At 29.9% G+C, this 19915-nt stretch carries 15 protein-coding genes; 3 read left to right on the top strand and 12 right to left on the bottom strand.

Annotated elements, in window-relative coordinates; all coding sequences use genetic code 11:
* Window positions 1-54 precede the first annotated feature (54 nt).
* Entirely contained in the window at window positions 55-573 is a 519-nt protein-coding gene (locus FDT66_RS03635; protein WP_138534800.1) for an OmpH family outer membrane protein, read from the top strand.
* Between the two features lie 80 nt (window positions 574-653).
* Here the strand turns inward: FDT66_RS03635 and guaB are convergent, their stop codons facing one another.
* From guaB to FDT66_RS03595, 8 genes are all read right to left on the bottom strand, one after another.
* A complete protein-coding gene (gene guaB, locus FDT66_RS03630; RefSeq protein WP_138534799.1) occupies window positions 654-2129 on the bottom strand; it encodes an IMP dehydrogenase in 1476 nt (491 codons plus the stop codon).
* Window positions 2130-2195: 66 nt separating this feature from the next.
* On the bottom strand, window positions 2196-4604 hold the full coding sequence (locus FDT66_RS03625; protein WP_171032308.1) for a TonB-dependent receptor family protein: 2409 nt from the start codon (window positions 4602-4604) through the stop codon (window positions 2196-2198).
* Between the two features lies 1 nt (window position 4605).
* Complete coding sequence (locus tag FDT66_RS03620; protein WP_138534798.1) at window positions 4606-5979, bottom strand: HTTM domain-containing protein; 1374 nt, start codon at window positions 5977-5979, stop codon at window positions 4606-4608.
* A gap of 67 nt (window positions 5980-6046) precedes the next feature.
* Window positions 6047-7147 carry an imelysin family protein gene (locus FDT66_RS03615; protein WP_138534797.1) on the bottom strand — a complete coding sequence of 367 codons (1101 nt, stop codon included), beginning with the start codon at window positions 7145-7147 and terminating at the stop codon, window positions 6047-6049.
* 87 nt (window positions 7148-7234) lie between these two features.
* Window positions 7235-8422 carry a DUF4856 domain-containing protein gene (locus FDT66_RS03610; RefSeq protein WP_138534796.1) on the bottom strand — a complete coding sequence of 396 codons (1188 nt, stop codon included), beginning with the start codon at window positions 8420-8422 and terminating at the stop codon, window positions 7235-7237.
* 140 nt (window positions 8423-8562) lie between these two features.
* The gene (locus FDT66_RS03605; protein ID WP_138534795.1) at window positions 8563-10086 is read right to left on the bottom strand and encodes a bifunctional metallophosphatase/5'-nucleotidase; all 1524 of its coding nucleotides are present in this window, start codon (window positions 10084-10086) and stop codon (window positions 8563-8565) included.
* A 106-nt stretch (window positions 10087-10192) separates the two neighbouring features.
* Window positions 10193-12133 (bottom strand): CHRD domain-containing protein, encoded by a 1941-nt coding sequence (locus FDT66_RS14150; RefSeq protein ID WP_246034751.1) that lies wholly within the window; start codon window positions 12131-12133, stop codon window positions 10193-10195.
* A gap of 122 nt (window positions 12134-12255) precedes the next feature.
* Complete coding sequence (locus FDT66_RS03595) at window positions 12256-13110, bottom strand: hydroxymethylglutaryl-CoA lyase (protein WP_138534794.1); 855 nt, start codon at window positions 13108-13110, stop codon at window positions 12256-12258.
* 85 nt (window positions 13111-13195) lie between these two features.
* On the opposite strand from FDT66_RS03595, the gene FDT66_RS14255 reads away from it, so the two are divergent.
* Window positions 13196-13747: an MFS transporter gene (locus tag FDT66_RS14255; RefSeq protein ID WP_317130835.1), complete on the top strand. Its 552-nt coding sequence runs from the start codon at window positions 13196-13198 to the stop codon at window positions 13745-13747.
* Window positions 13728-14366 (top strand): MFS transporter, encoded by a 639-nt coding sequence (locus FDT66_RS14250; protein WP_317130834.1) that lies wholly within the window; start codon window positions 13728-13730, stop codon window positions 14364-14366. Before FDT66_RS14255 ends, FDT66_RS14250 begins: the two co-directional genes overlap by 20 nt.
* Window positions 14367-14555: 189 nt before the next feature.
* Here FDT66_RS14250 and FDT66_RS03585 read toward each other — a convergent pair whose 3' ends face one another.
* The 4 genes from FDT66_RS03585 to pheT form a co-directional block, all read right to left on the bottom strand.
* Complete coding sequence (locus FDT66_RS03585) at window positions 14556-15170, bottom strand: LysE family translocator (RefSeq protein ID WP_138534793.1); 615 nt, start codon at window positions 15168-15170, stop codon at window positions 14556-14558.
* 84 nt (window positions 15171-15254) lie between these two features.
* Window positions 15255-16289 (bottom strand): quinone-dependent dihydroorotate dehydrogenase, encoded by a 1035-nt coding sequence (locus FDT66_RS03580; protein ID WP_138534792.1) that lies wholly within the window; start codon window positions 16287-16289, stop codon window positions 15255-15257.
* A gap of 1 nt (window position 16290) precedes the next feature.
* A complete protein-coding gene (locus FDT66_RS03575) occupies window positions 16291-17436 on the bottom strand; it encodes a tetratricopeptide repeat protein (protein ID WP_138534791.1) in 1146 nt (381 codons plus the stop codon).
* 15 nt (window positions 17437-17451) lie between these two features.
* Window positions 17452-19878: a phenylalanine--tRNA ligase subunit beta gene (gene pheT / locus FDT66_RS03570; protein ID WP_138534790.1), complete on the bottom strand. Its 2427-nt coding sequence runs from the start codon at window positions 19876-19878 to the stop codon at window positions 17452-17454.
* Window positions 19879-19915 lie beyond the last annotated feature (37 nt).

Raw genomic sequence — 19915 nt, 5'->3', positions numbered from 1 at the left:
TGATATTTGGCTAACCCACTCGCTTTTATATCTTTGCCAAACAAAAATAAAAACATGAAATTTAAAATAATAACTTTACTTATTGCTTTTTCAAGCATTATAACAACTGCACAAACTAAAGTTGGTACTATAGACAGTGATTATATTTTAAGCATAATGCCAGAAGCCGTAACTGTTGTAAATATGCAAAAACAATATGGTAAAAAACTAGACTCTTCTTTTAGTATAAAAGTTGACGAATACAAGTTAAAATTAGAAGACTACAAGGTAAAAGAGAAAGGTTTAAGCGATTTAATGAAAAAGGTTTTTCAGGAAGAGTTAATGGGACTTGAAAAAGATATTCAAAAATATCAAAAAAACGGAAACACATTAATGCAATTAAAAACAGACGAATTAATGCGACCGCTTTATAAAAAATTAAACGATGCCATTTCAGAAGTTTCTAAGGCAAATGGTTATACGCAAATTTTAACAAGTACAGGAAATCAATTTGCTTATATTGATGAAAGATTTGATATTACAGATCTAGTTATAAAAAAATTAGGAATTACTGTTAAACAAACTGACAAATAAAAAATTAAAAAAAATATGAATCCCCATTTTTTTATAAAAAATGGGGTTTTGTTTTTTAAAATTGTTTGTAAAACAAAAAATTATCTTCTACTATAATTTGGAGCTTCTTTGGTAATAGCTACATCATGTGGGTGACTTTCATTTATTCCACTTGCAGTAATTCTTACAAACTTTCCATTTTCTTTAATTGTTTCTATGTCTTTTGCTCCACAATAGCCCATTCCAGCTCTTAAACCACCAATAAATTGATGAATACTTTCAGCTAGTTCACCTTTGTAAGGTACTCTACCAACAATACCTTCAGGCACTAATTTTTTAATATCATCTTCAACATCTTGAAAATAACGATCTTTTGAACCTTGCTTCATAGCTTCAACAGAACCCATTCCTCTATAAGATTTGAATTTTCTTCCTTCGTAAATAATTGTTTCTCCTGGAGATTCTTTTGTACCTGCCAATAAAGAACCTAACATCACAGAATCTGCTCCTGCTGCCAATGCTTTAGGTATATCACCTGTATAACGTATTCCACCATCTGCAATTACAGGAACTCCACTACCTTTTATAGCTGCTGCAACTTCTAAAACTGCAGAAAACTGAGGAAAACCAACACCAGCCACAACTCTTGTAGTACAAATAGAACCTGGACCAATACCAACTTTTACAGCATCTGCACCAGCTTCAACCAAATATTTTGCAGCTTCTGCAGTAGCAATGTTTCCAACTACAACATCTAAATCTGGAAACTTATCTTTTACACTTTTTAAAACGGCGACAACACCTTTTGTATGTCCATGTGCAGTATCAATAATAACAGCGTCTACACCTGCATTTACTAAAGCTTCAGCTCTTTCTACAGCATCACCAGTAACCCCTAAAGCAGCTGCTACACGCAATCTACCATAAGAATCTTTATTTGCAATTGGTTTTTGGGTAACTTTTGTAATGTCTCTAAATGTGATTAAACCTTTTAATTTATAATTTTCATCAACAATTAAAAGTTTTTCAATTTTATTTTTTTGAAGAATTATTTCTGCGTCTTTTAAAGATGTTCCAACACCAGCTGTTACCAAGTTTTCACTTGTCATAACCTCTACTATTGGTCTTTGATTGTCATGCTCAAAACGCAAATCTCTATTGGTTACAATTCCTTTTAAAGTACCAGCATTATCCACAATTGGAATTCCGCCAATACTATGTTCTTTCATATTTTTTTTAGCATCTAAAACAACAGCAGTTAAAGGAAGTGTAACTGGATCTATAATCATACCACTTTCTGCACGTTTTACTTTTCTAACTTCAAGAGCTTGTTGCTCGATAGTCATGTTTTTATGTAAAACACCAATACCACCTTCTCTAGCCATAGCTATAGCCAAAGCAGATTCTGTAACTGTATCCATTGCTGCAGATACAATTGGTACATTAATAGTTATGTTTTTCGTAAATTTTGTTTGAATGTTTACTTCTCTTGGAAGTACATCTGAAAAAGCGGGTACTAATAAAACGTCGTCATACGTTAAACCTTCTCCTAAAATTTTGTTGTTGTGTGCTGTCATGTTGCAATTAAGATATAATTGCGTGCAAATTTACAATTAATTAATCACTTTTTCGTAAAATTAGTTTTATAATTTAATTTGCAAGGTTATATAGTAATTTCTTGGTGCAGATGGTATAATTCCTGGACCAGGATAACCTGTAGCTCTTCTAGTAAAATATGCATTGTTTAATAAGTTATTTACTCCAGTTTCTAATTTAAATGCATTGTACTTGTAAGAAAATGAAAGGTCTAAAATATCGTAAGCAGGTATTTCTCCTGTTACGCCACTAATACTTCCACCTTTGGCGTTGGTGGCATCTGAAAACTGACTCGATAAATATGAATATTGAAAGCTAGATAAAAAGTTTTTGTATCCAAAACGAATGCCTGTTTTTAAATTTACATTTGGTATAAATTCAACTTCATTTCCTACCACTCCGTTTTTTTCTGAACTTGTATACTCTGAAGTAATAAAGGAAGAATTTATAAAATAGTTAAAGATATAATCTTGATTTATTTCGAAGATTTTCTTCATATTAAAATCCATTAAACTTTCTATTCCTAAAATTCTGGCATCACCAATGTTGTCTCTTTCTGCTTTTCCATCTGATCGTGTATAAATATTAATTCTATCATTATAAAACAACCCAAAAACATTGGCATCGTAAGAAAAATAATTTTTATAATTTCCACGAACACCAGCATCTACCGTAAATCCTTTTTCATCTGTAATATCTGGTGAAATTTCGAAAGCTGGGTTTGCAGTACTAATATCAGAAAAGGTTACAGAACGATAATTCTGAGAAATATTTCCATAAAACTCCAATGATTTATTAAACTTATAACTTGTTCCCACACCAAAAAGGAAGAAATTTCTTTCATTAGTTTCTTCTTCGTCTCTTAAATTTTCGTTGATAACATTTCCTGCTGCATCTGTTACAATGTCTTTAATAATTTCGTCTCTTTGCGTGTTTATATATTCGAATCTAAATCCTGGTGTAATAGAAAATTTATCATTTACGTAAAAAATATTTTCTCCAAATAAAGACACATTTAAGTTTGGGAACGTACTATTCGATTGCCTTGGATAATTAGGATATTGGTCTAGTTTCATCATAAAATCTGCATCCGAGCCGTTTGAACCTGGACCTTGCATGTTTGTGTTTTCTGCTTTATAAAATTTTGAACCAATTAAAAATGTTCCTTTTTTATTAAAAACTCTATACTTATGTACCAATCTCGATTCGAAACCAAAGTTTTTAAAAGTTCCTTTGATTAAATCTCTTTCGTTTCCTGGATCTACTTGATTTACCCTATTTGTACGAAACCCCAAAGCATCTCTGGAAGCATTTAAACCAAAAAAGTTGAATGAAAAATTTGTTCTTTCTGAAAAAGTATGCTCCCATTTTAAATTATACAATAACCAATTTACCTGAAACCAATTTCTTTTACGATTGCTTCGGTATGGATTTTCTTTAAACATTTGATCGGTTAAACCTCCTGCTTGTTGTGCCAAATAATCTAAATATGTTAATTCTGCGGTAAAAACATTTTTATCATTTGGATTGTATCCTACATGAACAAAGGCATTTTTAGAATCGAAATTAGAATTGGGTCTAAACCCATCTCCATTCTTATAGTTGATATAAGAATAATAAGAAAATTTACCTTTGGTGCCACTAACACTCGTAAAATTCGTGTACAAACCATAACTTCCTGCTGTGTTTCTAGTAATAACCTCAAAAGCTTTATTTGCATTTGGTTTCTTGGTTACAAAATTTACAAGACCGCCAAATTGCGTTCCATATTGTAAAGAAGCTGCTCCTCTAATTACTTGAATTTCGTCTAGACCTTCTGCTGCTGGCGTATAATAACTTTCTGGATACCCTAAAACGTCTGCACTTATATCGTAGCCATTTTGTCGTGTATTAAAATTGGCAGTTCTATTGGGGTCTAAACCACGACCACCAATATTTAATTGTAAACCAGCATCGTCATTCTGATAAATGTTTAAACCTGCAATTTGGTTAAAAATCTGACGCGCATTATTTGAGGCCAAATTTGCGGTAGATTGATTTACCAAAATAACTTCAGTTTTCTTACCTGCAAAAATAGAAGTTCCAACAACATCTTTTAAACGCTTTAACTCAAATACTTTTTCTTTTCTTACTCTAATTTGAATTTCTGATAATTCTTCTGAAAAGGATTCTAAAACAACTTTTACGTTTTCATAATTATCCAATTTTAAATACACATTTTTTAATCGGTAATTTTCGATGTAAAATATCAAAGGAATTTCTTGTGCATTAGTCGTAAAAGAAAATTTTCCTAAAACTCCTGTTTGAGCTAATAAAGCACCTGTTTCACTATAAATTTCGACTTTATTGATGGGATTATTATCTTCTGAAACTACAGTTCCTGTGACTTTATACTGGCTGAAACCCATTAATTGATACCCTAAGAAAAATGCTAAAACTATTTTGTTTTTTATCATTTTAAATTCCTTTTATTTTTATTTCTGATGAAAATGGCAACACCCATTCTTTATGCTTAAATGATTGTTTCTTTTGAAATAAATCAACCTTAGAATTGATGTATTTTGTGCTCATTCTTCCATTTAAAGCAACATAACTTTCCACGAAAACTCCTACATTTTCATGCCCTTGTTTTGTAAAATGGTCTCCTAAATAATGCGCGTATTCCAAAATAAAATCTGGTTGAAAACTCATTTGTTTTTCTTGAAAAGACGTTAAAAAATCGGTATTATCGACCACAAAAGAACTCCCAGTTTTTAGGTTTACGATTTTAAAATTAGTGCTTCCTGCTTTTTCCATTAACATTACTCGCCAGGAAAAACGATAGCCTTCTTCCGTCCAAAATAATTCTCCAGGATATAATAAATAACGCCAAGGAATTAGTATTTGAAGTAGTAAAAACGATCCAACAAATAGTATAATTCCTTTTCTTTTTGCTTTTAGAAAATGATATTCTTTAAAATCTTGAACAATCGTTTTAGACTTTAAAATATAGCTACGAATAAAACGGATGATTTTCTCATGCAAACTAGCATCAAAAAAAACCAAGGTAGAAACAATCATAATAAAAGGGAACATACCTATTGGAAACAATATTCTCGTAAAAATGTGGAAAAATACCACCATAAAAAAAGCAAATAAACGTGTTCTTTTGTACAATAATAAAAACGGAATTGCTAAATCGTATAACATTCCAGCCCAACTCATCGCATAAAAAAACCAATCTTGTTGCATTATGGTTTCTCCTATAAATGGCAAATCGTATTTAGAGGGCAACCAAATTTTTAAAGGCATTGCTCTAAACAACCAATCAGAATTTATTTTTGCCAATCCTGCATAAAAATATACGATTCCTAAAAGTATTTTAACACTATCTATTGTCCATTTTGGTACATAACTAAACTGTTTTTTCTTTTGAAAAGCATCTACCGAAAAATAGGCGTTTGCAGGTAAAAAAATCAATAAAAAGCTTAAAAGACTTATAAAATAATAGTGATTTAGGTAGGTCGTTTTATCCATTAATTCTATATACGTAAAAGATAGAAAAAAAGTGATAATTGCCAAGCGATATTTATAACCAATAGCAACAAAAATGGAAGAAATCCCACAAACTAAAAAAAGAAGATATGTGTAATTTCCTAAGGGTTTTATCCATTCGAAACCGTAATAAGAAAAGAAGAATTTTGGTTGTATGTAAAGTTTGTCAATCCAACCATTTGCCCAAAAACGGATGATACTACCAAACATCATTAGCCCAAAAAGTAAACGAAAAACTGCTAAAGGAGCAGCTTTTGTTTGGGTGTTAAAGTTATATTTAAAGTATTTATTTCTCATAAAAAAATACCTGAAAACTTTTTAAAAATAAATAGTTTTCAGGTAGTTTTATATTATATCTATTTTATTAATCTCCATCTGCATCTACATAATCTACATTAATGTTAAATGCTTGCAACATATCTACTTTTAAAAGTACAGTTACTTTTTGTAGTTCGTCATAAGATTTTGTCATTTTAACATTGTCGCTTTCAATTTGTATTGAAAAACTGTTATCCAATAAATTAATAGTCGATTTTGCAGTCGCAAGTTGATTAGAAATTGCGCTTCCAATGTCTGCTCTTTCTAGGCTTTCTAAATAATTTTTATAACTTATTCCCTTTGTTGTATTGTTATAATGTGTTCCTTCAAAAATATTTATAACTGCTTTTAAAGCTTCTAATGCTAATTCTTTAGAAACATCGTTTTTATAAAAAGCTTCTACCTTTTCTGGTAATGGGTCTGTAGAAAATACGCCTGCAGGAATTCCGAATTTGTTGGCTCTTAAACCTTTTTCGTAGTAAAAGATATAATCGTTTACAAGTTTGTTAAAAGAACTTGTGGCGGTGTTAGAAACACTATTTACAAATGTTGCTTTGTTACTTTTAAAATCGGCAACCACTTGTTGTGTAAGTGAGTTCATCTGATTTAAAACATCTGTAATGTAGTTTCTATAATTATCTTTATTTGTAGCAGTTGTGTATTTTTCTAAAATTTCTGCATCTGTTGCTCCAACCCCATTTAAAAGGTAATCTAATGCAGGAAAGCCTTGTGCGTCGTGATTGTTAACACTGTTTAAATCGTAGTTTCCAGTAGAAATATTTGCTTCAACATCTGCAACCGTTAACGGGTAAATGTTCATGTAAAATTTATATTGAAGTGTTTCTGCTTTACCAATATCAAACATTTCTATATGTTGCCAAACTTTGTAAGCAGTAAACCAAGAAGTTCTTAAAGCTTCTAAATTTACTTGATTTGGAGTTGTTGTAAACGTTTCTCCTGCTGTTTTTAGGTTTGTTAACTTCGTACTAAAATCAGTATATGCAGGAATAATAATATTGTCTGCAATGTTTTGTAGCATTTCAGATCTATTAAAATTATCTTCAATTTCTGGTTCATTTTCAGTAGTAGAAGAACAAGCGTAAATAATGGCAATTAAAAAAGCAAATGGTAAAAATTTCTTGAACATCTTATTTCTATTTATTCTAAATAAAGATACAAAAGTAGTAAAAAGCTACCAAATTATTCGCTTTTTACTACTTATATTTATAGTATTTTAATTCGCTGCTTGCGTTAATGTAAAGTTGAATTTCCCAACAATAGTGTTTGATATTTGATCTAAAGTATTTGTAGAAACATCCCAAAATCCATTATCTTTTAATAAAGTATCCATAAAAGTATCAACTTCTGCTTTTGTAAAATAAGATTCTGATGAATTTGGTTTTCTTGTAAATTGTAAACTATACACAAATCCTAAACCTTCAGATAAATCATGAAAAGCCGCAGCTTTATCAGTAGCTAACTTACCTTTACCTTGTTGTAAATAATATACAGCCCTAATAGCTACAATTTCTGAGATTTTTTCTCTTAAAATTTCTATTTGCTCATCTCTAGTATTGTAATCTTTAGCAACAATTGCAGCTCTTCCTAATTTAAAAGCGTCGTAAATAGTTTTAGAAATTCCTGCAAAGTCTGCATCTCCTTCTACTCTGCTTAAATACTTGTTTAAAAAACTGTCTTTACCTAAGACTGGAGCAGTAATATCGTCTTCAGATCCATATAAATAACCAAAAGCTTCATCCCATTTATGTTCCATTGTTGTGTAGTTTTTATCAGTCGCTGTAACATTTCCATTGTTGTCAGAAATATTTGTAGCTTCATCTAAAACAGCTGTACTTAAATAATTATTTAAAATTTGATCAACCATTAAACCACCAATTAAACCTTTTGCTATTAATTGATTGTACTCTAATCCTTTTGCACTTACATAACGTGTAGCACCACCTCCAGCTTGCTGAATTTTACCAGCAACTCCTGCAGCTGCATCTGTATTCCAATTAGGAAAAACTTCTGTTACTTGTGCTGCAATCCAACCATCGAACTGATTTTTTATTGCAGTTGCATCTGTACTATTTGAAGAGAAAAAATCGTTTGAAGCTGCAACTTTACTACGTATATTTTTTGAAGATGCATTTAAATCTGCATCAGAAAAATCTGCATTACCAGCAGTATGAGCAAATTTAGCATCTAAAGTAGCTTCTGTTTCTGTTGTTTTCATTAAAGCAGAAGCAAACTCTCCAGCCATTTTAATTCTGGTTGTTTGTCCGTTAAAATCTATTGTAGATTCTCCATTTCTTTCAAAATTATATTTTGTTGGAGCTACAGTTATTGGTAAACCATTGTCGGTTTTACTGCAAGAAACTAAACTTACAACTACAGCTAAGGATACTAAAACTTTTTTCATTTTTATTAAGATTGATTATAAATAATATTGTAATTTTTGGCAAATATAAGCCTCAAAATTAGTTTTACAAAGTTTATTTAGAATAAATTAAAATAAGAAAACGAAATAAATACTAACTAATTGATATTCAACAGTAAAAATTACTGTTTTTTTAAGTATTCAACTACTGCTTTTCGTATATCAAAAGCCAGTTCATTGTTGTTTGGACGATAAATAGACAAAACTTCTTCATTTTTATCAGATAAAAAAGGAATATCAAACCCTTTTAACAAATAATCCGAAAAAGCTACTGTATAAACTTTATCTTTATCTAATGGTTTATTGGATATAAACCAATTTTTCTCTTGTAAAGAAATTTGATGCCTGTGTAAATACGCTCCAGTTCCTTTGGCCAACTCACCATAATCTAAAACTCTTTTTAACAATCTTCCTTTAATTTTTATTTTTACAATAGCTCCTCCATAAGGTAAAACTCTAAAAATATCTACAGGAGTTATATTACCAAGTAATTGATCGTCAATTCTTATAGAACCACCATTTACGATAGCTGCATCTAAATCATTTCCGTAGGCAAAAGCCATTGATTTGGTAATTACTTGACCTAAATTGGTTTGCATACTTCTAATTGGTGCATCTCTTCCGTCTAAAGGTTTTTTTGCATAATAAATAATTTCTTCAGGATTTTTAATTACATTCTTAATAGTTGTATTTAATATATTTTCCCATTTATCAACAATAAGTTTTACTTTTTCGTCTGATTGTATTGTTGAGTTTATTTCTTTTAATTCTGAATTAATAGTTGTTTTTTTTGTTTTTTTATCAAAAGAAATTTTATGAATATAAACAGTTTTTGCGTTTGCGTCTGCTTTTGATATTTGAACATTACCCACAAAATTGTTACTGTTAGTATGCTCATGACCACCCATAATTAATGGTATTTCTGGAAGTAGTTTTGCAATTCTTTTATCATTAACAATCTTTACATGTGTTAGACCAAAAACAACATCTACAGAGTCTTTAATAGCTGCATAAGAGCTTCTTGCTTTTACAAACATATTTTCATACTCAACATAATCTACTGGATTAGAAGGTATGCAAACACTAATAAAGCCAATTTTAATTTTTGTGCCATCTGAATCTTTTATTTCTTTAATAAAAGTTTCATGTACATTTTGTTTTGTATTACTTACTTCTTTGTAAAAAAGAATGGAGCTATTATTTGTTTTTAATTTCACATTTGCTGAAACCCAAGGAAAATTACTTTCATTCAATCTTTTTTGAAGGTCTTGTTGAGATAAATCGAACTCATGATTCCCAAAAGCAACCAAATCAAAATTCATGGCATTCATCACCTCTATCATTTGTTTTCCGCGAACTCTTTCTCCATTTACTTTTAAGGTTCCTATTAAAGAAGGATTTAAAAAATCACCTGCCATAAAAAGCAGTGTATTTTTGTTTTCTTTTAATAAATTCTTACGTACGGTTTCTACTCTTGCCATTCCTCCAAATTCGCCTCCTTGAATGGGTGCTATTTCGTACACATCATTTAATTGTAAAAAAGTGAAGTCTATTTTACCATCTTCATTTGAATGTTGTTTTATTGATGAACAAGCAAATAAAAAATATATGATGAAAACATACGCAATTGATAAATTAAATTTCATTTTAAAGAGTTTAAATTTTAATAAATTTAAATCAAAAATAACAACATAAAATAAAAAACCCATCAAAAAATTGATGGGTTTATACTTTTTAAATAATTAAATATAATTACTCATTTGATCCAATGTTTCCTTGCGCTACAATTGTTCCTAATTGTGTTGCACTAAGGTGCACATTTATATAACCGTCAAAAGATAGTATATCATCATAAGTAATTGGAGTATTATCATCTAAAGTTTCTACTTGAGTGTTACTCATTCCAGTATCTCCGTTTACAACATTAAAAGTAAAAGCAATATCTCCACCTGTTGCAGCATCATTTTCATGTATGTGTGCTGGGTGCATACCTCCTGCTGGTGTATTTTGAATATTTAAAACAGCTAGTGCAGTATTATTTACTCTTTTGTAAAAAGTAGCAGTACCCGAAATTCCTGGAACATCTTTTTCTGCTAAAACATAAGCTTTAGATTCTCCACTTAAATCATTTTGTCCAATGTCACCTTGAGAAACTATTGTTCCTAATGCACTTGCACTTAAATGAACATTTACATATGCATCTAAACCTTCAATATCTGAGAACATAAAAGCTGAACCATCATCAAAAGTAGCTACGTTTGATACACTCATTCCTGTATCACCATTTACTGGTGTAAAAGTGTATAAAATTGCTCCAGTTTCTGCTGCTGTGTTTGCGTGTATATGTGCTGGGTGCATTCCTCCTGCTGGAGTTCCATCAATCATTAAAGTTGCCAAAGCTTCTCCATTTACTCTTTCCGAAAAAATTACATCTCCAGAAATTCCAGCTACATCTTTTTCTCCTAAATCATATGTTTTTGTAGTTCCTGTTAAATCATTTTGTCCTATATCTCCTTGAGAAACTATAGTTCCTAATGCATTTGCACTTAAGTGAACATTTACATATGCATCTAAACTTTCAATATCTGAAAACATAAATGCTGAACCATCGTCAAAAGTAGCTACGTTTGATACACTCATTCCTGTATCGCCATTTACTGGTGTAAATGTATATAAAATAGCTCCAGTTTCTGCTGCTGTGTTTGCGTGTATATGTGCTGGGTGCATCCCTCCTGCTGGAGTTCCATCAATCATTAAAGTAGCCAACGCTTCTCCATTTACTCTTTCCGAAAAAATTACATCTCCAGAAATTCCGGTTACATCTTTTTCTCCTAAATCATACGTTTTTGTGGTTCCTGTTAAATCATTTTGTCCTATATCTCCTTGAGAAACTATTGTTCCTAGTGCATTTGCACTTAAATGAACATTTACATATGCATCTAAACCTTCAATATCTGAATACATAAAAGGGGAACCATCATCAAAAGCATTTATATTTGTAACGCTCATTCCTGTATCTCCGTTTACGGGTGTAAAAGAAAATAAAATAGCTCCACTTTCTGCTGCAGTATTTGCATGTATGTGTGCGGGGTGCATTCCTCCTGCTGGAGTTCCATCAATCATTAAAGTTGCTAAAGTTTCTCCATTTGCTCTTTTAGAAAAAGTTACGTTTCCAGAAATACCAGCAACATCTTTTTCTCCTAAATCATATGTTTTTGATTCTCCAGTTAATGCGTTTTGCCCAATGTCTCCTTGTGCAACAATGGTTCCTAATTCGTCAGCACTTAAATGAACATTTATGTACCCATCAAAATTTAATAACTGACTGTAATTGATAGATGTACCATCATTTAATGTACTAAAAGTAGTTACACTTTTACCATTGTCTCCATTAACTGCATTTAAAGTTAAGGCAATGTCTCCTCCTTCAAGAGCTGAGTTTAAATGAATGTGAGCAGGATGCATTCCTCCTGCTGGAGTTCCATCAATATCAAGTACAATAGTTACTGAAGCATCTGTATTTTCTACAAAAGTTGCCTTTCCAGAAATACCAGAAACGTCTTTAGTTCCTAAGTCATAAACAGTTGTTTCTCCTGTTGATACAGGTAAATCAAAGTCGTCATCATTATTATTACAACTTTGAAAAAGTAATGAAAACGATGCTAAGAATAAGATTAGATTGAGTTTTTTCATGATTTTATTTTGTTTAATTTATTTTTGACAAAGTTAAACAATTAAAAATATAAAATGTGCTCTATCCGATTAATAATGCGCTCTATTAAAATAACTAGGAAATTATTATTGTATAAAATAATTTAAAAAACTTCTAAAGCCTTATTGTAGGCACTTTCAAAACTCATAGGTTTTATATTGGTTTGTACTTTTTGGGCTGTAAAATAACTTAACAATTTTTCAGTTGGCATATTTCCTGTTAATTCATCCTTTGCCATTGGACAACCTCCATAACCTTTAATTGCCCCATCAAACCTGTAACAACCTGCTTTAAAAGCAGCATCAACTTTTTCTTGCCATTTATCTGGAGTTGTATGTAAATGCGCACCAAATTCTATTTCTGGATATTCAGAAATTAGATTAGAGAATAAATAATCTATAACTTTTGGTGTAGAACTACCAATGGTATCTGAAAGCGATAAAATTTTTACGCCCATTTTGGCTAATTTCTCTGTCCATTCACCAACAATTTCAACATTCCAAGGATCTCCATAAGGATTTCCAAAACCCATAGACAAGTAAGCAACTACTTCTTTCTTTGTTTTATCTGCAATTGTAAGAATTTCTTCTAAAGTTTGGATAGATTCTGCAATGGTTTTGTGCGTATTACGCATCTGAAAATTTTCGGAAATTGAAAAAGGATATCCTAAATAATCAATTTCTTCAAATTGTGAAGCATCTTCAGCACCTCTTAAGTTAGCTATAATTGCTAATAGTTTACTATTGGTGTTTGATAAATCTAATTTAGACAAAACAGCAGCAGTATCTCTCATTTGCGGAATCGCTTTTGGAGAAACGAAACTGCCAAAATCAATAGTGTCAAATCCAACTTTTAAAAGTGAATTGATATACAATGCTTTTTTTTCTGTAGGAATAAAATGAGATTTTATACCTTGCATTGCGTCTCTAGGACATTCTATGATTTTGACTTTTTTCATTAATTCAAATATACAGAAACTACTGTAGTTGTGAAATTTTTACTGAAATTATTAATTGCTTTTTTGGTACTTTCGTTATTCTAAAATGAATGTAAAGAAACATATTTTACCAATTATTGTTATTGCCCAATTTTTCTGTACATCATTGTGGTTTGCAAGCAATGGGGTAATTACAGATTTAGTTTCGGCTTATCAATTAGATACGTCTGCTCTCGGAAACTTAACTGCGACTGTAAAGTTTGGTTTTATCATTGGAACATTACTGTTTGCATTGTTTACAATAACAGATCGTTTTTCTCCGTCTAAAGTATTTTTTATTTGCGCTTTACTAGGAGGTACTTTTAACTTGGGGTTAATTTGGGAAGAAAATAACTTGAACACCTTACTAATATTTAGGTTTTTAACAGGATTTTTTTTAGCTGGTATTTATCCTGTGGGAATGAAAATAGCAACAGATTATTATGAAAAAGGATTAGGGAAATCACTTTCTTTTTTGGTAGGTGCTTTGGTTTTAGGAACTGCGCTTCCACATCTTTTAAAGGCAACTTCTACTATATTTCTTTGGAAAAGTGTTTTGTATACCACTTCTTCTTTGGCTTTTTTAGGAGGTTTTTTTAGTGTTTTTGTTAATTCCTAATGGTCCATTTAGAAAAAAAGCACTGAAATTAGACTTTTCTGTATGTTTTAAAATTTTTAAAAACAATAAATTTAAACAAGCTGCTTTTGGTTATTTCGGGCATATGTGGGAACTCTATGCTTTTTGGACGTTTGTACCTATATTCTTAAAAATTTATTTAGATACTCATAAAAACATAAAATTCAACATCTCTTTAGTTTCCTTTTTTATTATTGGAATCGGAAGTTTAGCTTGCGTTTTAGGAGGTTTTATGTCAGAAAAATTAGGTGTTAAACGAACTGCTTTTTTATCATTATTATTATCTGGGTTTTGCTGCTTATTTCTTCCTTTTATTCTACAAATTAACAATCAGTTTTTATTTATTGGTTTTTTACTTTTTTGGGGAATGTTTGTAATTGCAGATTCTCCTCTGTTTTCTACTTTGGTAGCACAAAATGCAATTTCAGAAAACAAAGGAACAGCATTAACCATTGTAAATTCTATTGGATTTTTTATAACAATTATTAGTATTCAGTTAATTAATGTTATATATCAAATTTATTTTTCAAATTATATATTTTTATTGTTAGCTATTGGGCCAATAATTGGAGTTTTCAAACTGAAAAAAGAGTTTAATTAACAATAATAATGACACAATACGGAAAAAGTCATGAAAAAATATTTCAAAGGCTTAAGTATAGGTGGTTTTTTAAATTTATACTATGAATTTACAAATAAGTGGAAACAAATGGTTGCCATACTTTTTTATATACTTCGATTAGTTTTGGAACTTGGAGATTTTCTAAAAAAAATCAGTAGGAAAATAATTTTAAATCAAAATTAAAACTGCAATCATCACAAAAACAATAATTTGAGCCCATTTCAAGTACAAACCTGTTTTTTTATGCTGTTTTAAATATGTTGATACTTTTCCTGCCAAAACAGCAATACTTCCAAAAATCATAAAAGAAACCAAAATAAAAAGAAAGCCTAAAATATAGAATTGTAAAATGGTAGACATTTCTGAAGAAAACAAAAACTGAGGAAAAAATGCCAGAAAGAAAATGGTGACTTTCGGATTTAAAACATTCATTAAAAAACCTGTTTTAAACAATTGAGTTGTGCTTCTTTGAGGTACATTTTCTGTTGAAATTAAAATTTCAGAGTTGCTTTTATATACTTGATAAGCTAAGTATAATAAGTAACTTGCTCCTAAAATTTTAATAATTAGGAATAAATTCTCATTTTCTTTAATAATTGTTGAAACTCCAAATGCAACCAATGTTGTATGAATAATACAACCTGTCATTAACCCAAAAACTGTTGCCAAACCAAATTTTTTACCATTTACAATACTTTGTGTTAACACAAAAATATTATCAGGTCCAGGAGAAACTGCAAGTACTGAAGTTGCAACTACAAAAGAAATGAGTGTTTCTAACATAAATGTTTGAATTATAATTTCTTAAGTATATATTTAAATAAGAATTTATAGTTAATTATTTATTGAACTTATTTTTAAACAAAACTAAATTCTTTTTAAAAGAGCCTTATTAATTTGCTTTATTAAACTTGGACCTTCGTAAATAAAACCAGTATAAACTTGCACCAAATCTGCACCAGCATCTAATTTTTCTAAAGCATCTTCTGCAGAATGTATACCTCCTACTCCAATAATTGGAAACGATTTGTTAGAGTTGTCTGCTAAATATTTAATTACTTTGGTGCTTTGATTTTTAATAGGTTTTCCACTTACACCACCATTGCCAATTTCTGCCAAACGTTGTTTAGAAGCTTTTAAATTATCTCTTGAAGTAGAAGTATTGGAAGCAATTACACCGTCAATTTTTGTTTCAGCAACCAATTCTATAATTTCATCTAATTGAATATTATTTAAATCTGGTGCAATTTTTAATAAAATTGGTTTTTTAATTTTAAAAATATGGTTTTCTTTTTGGCAAGCAGTTATTAATTCAACCAAGTAGTCTTTATCATTTAATTTTGCATGACTTCCTACATTAGGACAACTAACATTTAACACAAAATAATCTACAAACGGATGTAGTTCTTTAAAAACCTCAATATAATCTTGTGTATAGTTTTCTGGCTTTGTATTGGTGTTTTTACCAATGTTTCCGCCAATAATTACCTTGTGTTTATTTTTTTTGAGGTTTTTAATGGCTTCTGCAACACCTTCATTATTAAAACCCATTCTGTTGATGATTCCCTGATCATCTTTTAAACGAAATAGTCTTTTCTTAGGATTTCCTATTTGACCTTTTGGAGTAACAGTTCCTATTTCAATAAAACCAAAACCGAAATTTGCCAATTCGTTATATAAAACTGCATTTTTATCAAAACCAGCAGCCAAACCAACTGGGTTTTTAAAGGTTAAACCAAATAAAGTTTTTTCTAAACGTCTGTCGTTTACTTGATATAATCTCCTAAAAATAGAAGCTCCAAAAGGAATTTTACATAATATTCTAATTAAAGAAAATGTAAAATAATGTACTTTTTCTGGATCGAATAAAAATAATATTGGACGAATTAAAGTTTTGTACATATTATATTGTTTGATACCAATTTTTAAATTCTTTGGTTTTTGTAAAATTAATGAAACCTTCTTCTAAAGAAAGTTTTAAATCTTCTTTTTTTATTTGAAATTTATTTTCTAAAGTATTTAAAATACTTACGGCTTTTTCATTTTCATTTGTAGCAATGTAAACTGATAACAAACCATCGTAAACATCAATAAAATCTGGATATTCCTTATTAATAATTTGAAACTTTTCTAATGCCTTGGCATACTCTTTTTGAAAATAGTAAATGTTACCTCTTAAATAATCCAAAAATGGATCTCCGTTTAAAGCTTCATCTAATTTATTTACACTTTCTAAACTTTTTTCGTATTGTTCTTTCAACAAATACCCATCTACAGAAACTAAAAATAAACTTGGGTCGTTTGGAAAACTATTTTCATAATCTAAAATAACTTCTTGATAAACATCTTCAGACAAGTTGCTAACAGTCATTAAATGAATCAATTTAAATATTTTAGTTCTTTTTGATTTGTTACTGATGCTTTGATAAGCTTCATTTGCTCTAACAAACTGACCAGATGCATTTAACTGCTTTATTTCTTTTAATGTATTCATATCTTTCAATATTTCAACATCGCTAGTTTTTACATATTTGCTAAAAAAATCACTGCTGTACAATACGCTTTTATAAAGTTGACCAAAAGTTTCACTTAAGTTTTCACCTGTTAAATAAATATAAGAATCTACAATTTTTGGTTGCCCATTAATAATTTTTACTAGATGATCGTGATAATTTAAACCATCTCCAAAAAGTCTAAATAGTAAGTGAAAATCTTTATTTTCATCTTGATAGGCTCTAATAAAATCATAAGATGAACCATTGCTTAACTCTTTTACAATAAGTTCTCCAAAATTAAATTGAGAGGAAAAACTAGCATAAAAGCCCGTATTAAAGTCTAAAACATTCTTTTTTGATGTTTTAATTAAAAAGCGATTGGTAAACGCTTTTACATCGTAAAACTTATTGGTTTCAATAATGTCATAATTTGCTAAACTATGTTCTATTTCTAACCCTATTTGTTCTACATCTGTAATTTTAATTGTTTTCTTTTCTTTTGTATTACAAGAAAATACAGCTGTAAAGCATAAAATTAAAATGATTTTTTTCATAGTTTGTTTTGCTTTCTATCTTAAAACAGCGTCTAAATTCTTTTCAAAAGTTTGCTGTAATTTTTGCATTATTTTATCTATCTGCTTGTCTGCCAATGTTTTTGTTTCATCTTGCAATAAAAAACTAACTGCATATGATTTTTTACCTTCTGGCAAATTATCACCTTCATAAACGTCAAATAAATCTACCTCTTTTAATAATTTCTTTTCTGACTGAAAAGCTAGATTATAAACTTCTTTAAAGGTTGTTTGAGAGTTTAACAACAATGCCAAATCTCTTTTTACTGTTGGAAATTTAGGTAATTCAGTAACTTTTATATTTTTATTACCTGTTATTTTTAAAATGGTATCCCAATTAAAATCAGCAAATAAAACCTCTTGTTTGATTCCAAATTCTTTTAACAAACTATTTTTTACAACTCCAAATTCTACCAATTTCATTTTGCCTAAACCGAATGAAATTCCTTCTGAAAAGACATCTAATTTACTTGGTGTCGATTTTAAATTATCAATACCTAACCTACTTAAAACACCTTTAATTATTCCTTTTAAGTAAAAGAAATCAGAGGTTTTTTGTGTAACATTCCAACTATCAGTTGTTCTGTTTCCTGTTATAAAAAGCGTTAAATGCTTATCTTCTTGATATTTACCTGAGTATTTATGGTACGTTTTACCAAACTCATAAAACTTTAACGAATTATTTTTTCTATTGATGTTATAAGCAACAGATTCTAAACCACTAAATAATAAAGACTGACGCATTACTTTCAAATCGTTACTTAACGGATTTAGCATTTCTACATTTGCTTCTTCATTAATATTTTCTGACAAGTTTGCGTATGCTGGTTTTGTTAATGAATTTGCCATTGTTTCATTAAAACCTTGAGCTGTTAATTGATTAGCAATTACATTTTCTATTTTAGTTTCTTTATTTGAATCAAAAGAAATTGAGGTATTTAACTTGTGAGAAAACTCAATATTATTATAACCATATACCCTTAAAATTTCTTCGATAATATCTGCTTCTCTTTGCACATCTGTTCTGTAAGATGGAATTGTTAAGCCCAAACCACCTTCAGTTTCACTATTGATTTTAATTTCTAAAGATGCTAAAATGTTTTTAATGGTTTCTCTCGGAATTTCTTGACCAATTAATCTGTTTGCATTTTCGTATGATAAAAAAACTTGAAAATCTTCTAACTTAACAGGATAAAAATCGGAAATGTCAGAAGCTAATTTACCTCCTGCATATTCTTCGATTAATAAAGCTGCTCTTTTTAAAGCATATTCAGTTAAATTAATATCTATTCCACGTTCAAAACGAAAAGAGGCATCTGTATTTAAAGCATGCCTTTTGGCCGTTTTTCTAACAGAAACAGCGTTAAAATAAGCACTTTCTAAAAATATTGATGTTGTATTTTCTGTAACACCAGAATTTAATCCTCCAAAAACGCCTGCTATACAAAGTGGGTTTGAATCTGCATCACATATCATAATATCATCTGAAGATAGTTCTCTTTCAACTTCATCTAAAGTGGTAAATTTTGTACCTTCTGGAAGTGATTTTACTAAAATTTTATTTCCTTTAATTTTTTGTGCATCAAAAGCGTGTAAAGGTTGCCCTAATTCGTGTAAAACATAATTAGTTATGTCTACAATATTATTTTTAGGTGTAATACCAATAGCTTTTAATCTATTTTGAATCCATTTTGGTGAGTCTTTTACTTCAACATCCGTAATTGTAATTCCGCAATATCTTGGAGTTTGTTCTTTATTTTCAACTTCCACATCAATTCTAAGTGTTCTTTCATCTACATGAAAATCACTTACAGATGGTGATATCAATTCTAAGTTAACATCATTTTGAAGTAAACCTGCTTTTAAATCTCTTGCTACTCCAAAATGGCTCATAGCATCTGAACGATTTGGTGTTAAACCAATTTCGAAAACTGCATCAGTTTCTATATTAAATACTTCTGAAGCCAATGTTCCAACTTCTAAAGTTTCATCTAAAATCATTATTCCATCATGACTAGAACCTAGACCTAATTCGTCTTCAGCACAAATCATTCCATGGCTTTCTTCACCTCTAATTTTTCCTTTTTTTATTTTAAAACCTTCTCCTTTATCATCATACAAAATTGTACCAATCGTAGCTACAGGAACTTTTTGACCTGCTGCAACATTTGGCGCTCCACAAACTATTTGTACAGGTGTGCCATTACCCAAATTTACGGTAGTTACTTTTAATCTGTCTGCATTTGGATGCTGTACACAAGTTAAAACTTCGCCCACAACAATGCCTTTTAGACTTCCTTTTATAGATTCTATATTTTCAATGCCTTCTACTTCTAAACCTAAATCGGTTAATAACTCTCCTGTTTTAACTGGTTCCCAATCTATTTGAAGAAATTGTTTTAACCAATTGTACGAAATTTTCATATTTATTTTTTGAGTAATTCAAGCGCAAATTTACTGA

Origin of the sequence: Polaribacter aestuariivivens, assembly GCF_005885675.1 — a bacterium.
Taxonomy (GTDB): domain Bacteria; phylum Bacteroidota; class Bacteroidia; order Flavobacteriales; family Flavobacteriaceae; genus Polaribacter; species Polaribacter aestuariivivens.
This window is presented reverse-complemented; position numbering and strand designations above follow the sequence as displayed.

Coding starts and splice junctions, on each gene's coding strand:
- FDT66_RS03635 (WP_138534800.1), top strand. CDS start 55: ATGAAATTTAAAATAATAACTTTACTTATTGCTTTTTCAAGCATTATA.
- guaB (WP_138534799.1), bottom strand. CDS start 2,129: ATGACAGCACACAACAACAAAATTTTAGGAGAAGGTTTAACGTATGAC.
- FDT66_RS03625 (WP_171032308.1), bottom strand. CDS start 4,604: ATGATAAAAAACAAAATAGTTTTAGCATTTTTCTTAGGGTATCAATTA.
- FDT66_RS03620 (WP_138534798.1), bottom strand. CDS start 5,979: ATGAGAAATAAATACTTTAAATATAACTTTAACACCCAAACAAAAGCT.
- FDT66_RS03615 (WP_138534797.1), bottom strand. CDS start 7,147: ATGTTCAAGAAATTTTTACCATTTGCTTTTTTAATTGCCATTATTTAC.
- FDT66_RS03610 (WP_138534796.1), bottom strand. CDS start 8,422: ATGAAAAAAGTTTTAGTATCCTTAGCTGTAGTTGTAAGTTTAGTTTCT.
- FDT66_RS03605 (WP_138534795.1), bottom strand. CDS start 10,086: ATGAAATTTAATTTATCAATTGCGTATGTTTTCATCATATATTTTTTA.
- FDT66_RS14150 (WP_246034751.1), bottom strand. CDS start 12,133: ATGAAAAAACTCAATCTAATCTTATTCTTAGCATCGTTTTCATTACTT.
- FDT66_RS03595 (WP_138534794.1), bottom strand. CDS start 13,110: ATGAAAAAAGTCAAAATCATAGAATGTCCTAGAGACGCAATGCAAGGT.
- FDT66_RS14255 (WP_317130835.1), top strand. CDS start 13,196: ATGAATGTAAAGAAACATATTTTACCAATTATTGTTATTGCCCAATTT.
- FDT66_RS03585 (WP_138534793.1), bottom strand. CDS start 15,170: ATGTTAGAAACACTCATTTCTTTTGTAGTTGCAACTTCAGTACTTGCA.
- FDT66_RS03580 (WP_138534792.1), bottom strand. CDS start 16,289: ATGTACAAAACTTTAATTCGTCCAATATTATTTTTATTCGATCCAGAA.
- FDT66_RS03575 (WP_138534791.1), bottom strand. CDS start 17,436: ATGAAAAAAATCATTTTAATTTTATGCTTTACAGCTGTATTTTCTTGT.
- pheT (WP_138534790.1), bottom strand. CDS start 19,878: ATGAAAATTTCGTACAATTGGTTAAAACAATTTCTTCAAATAGATTGG.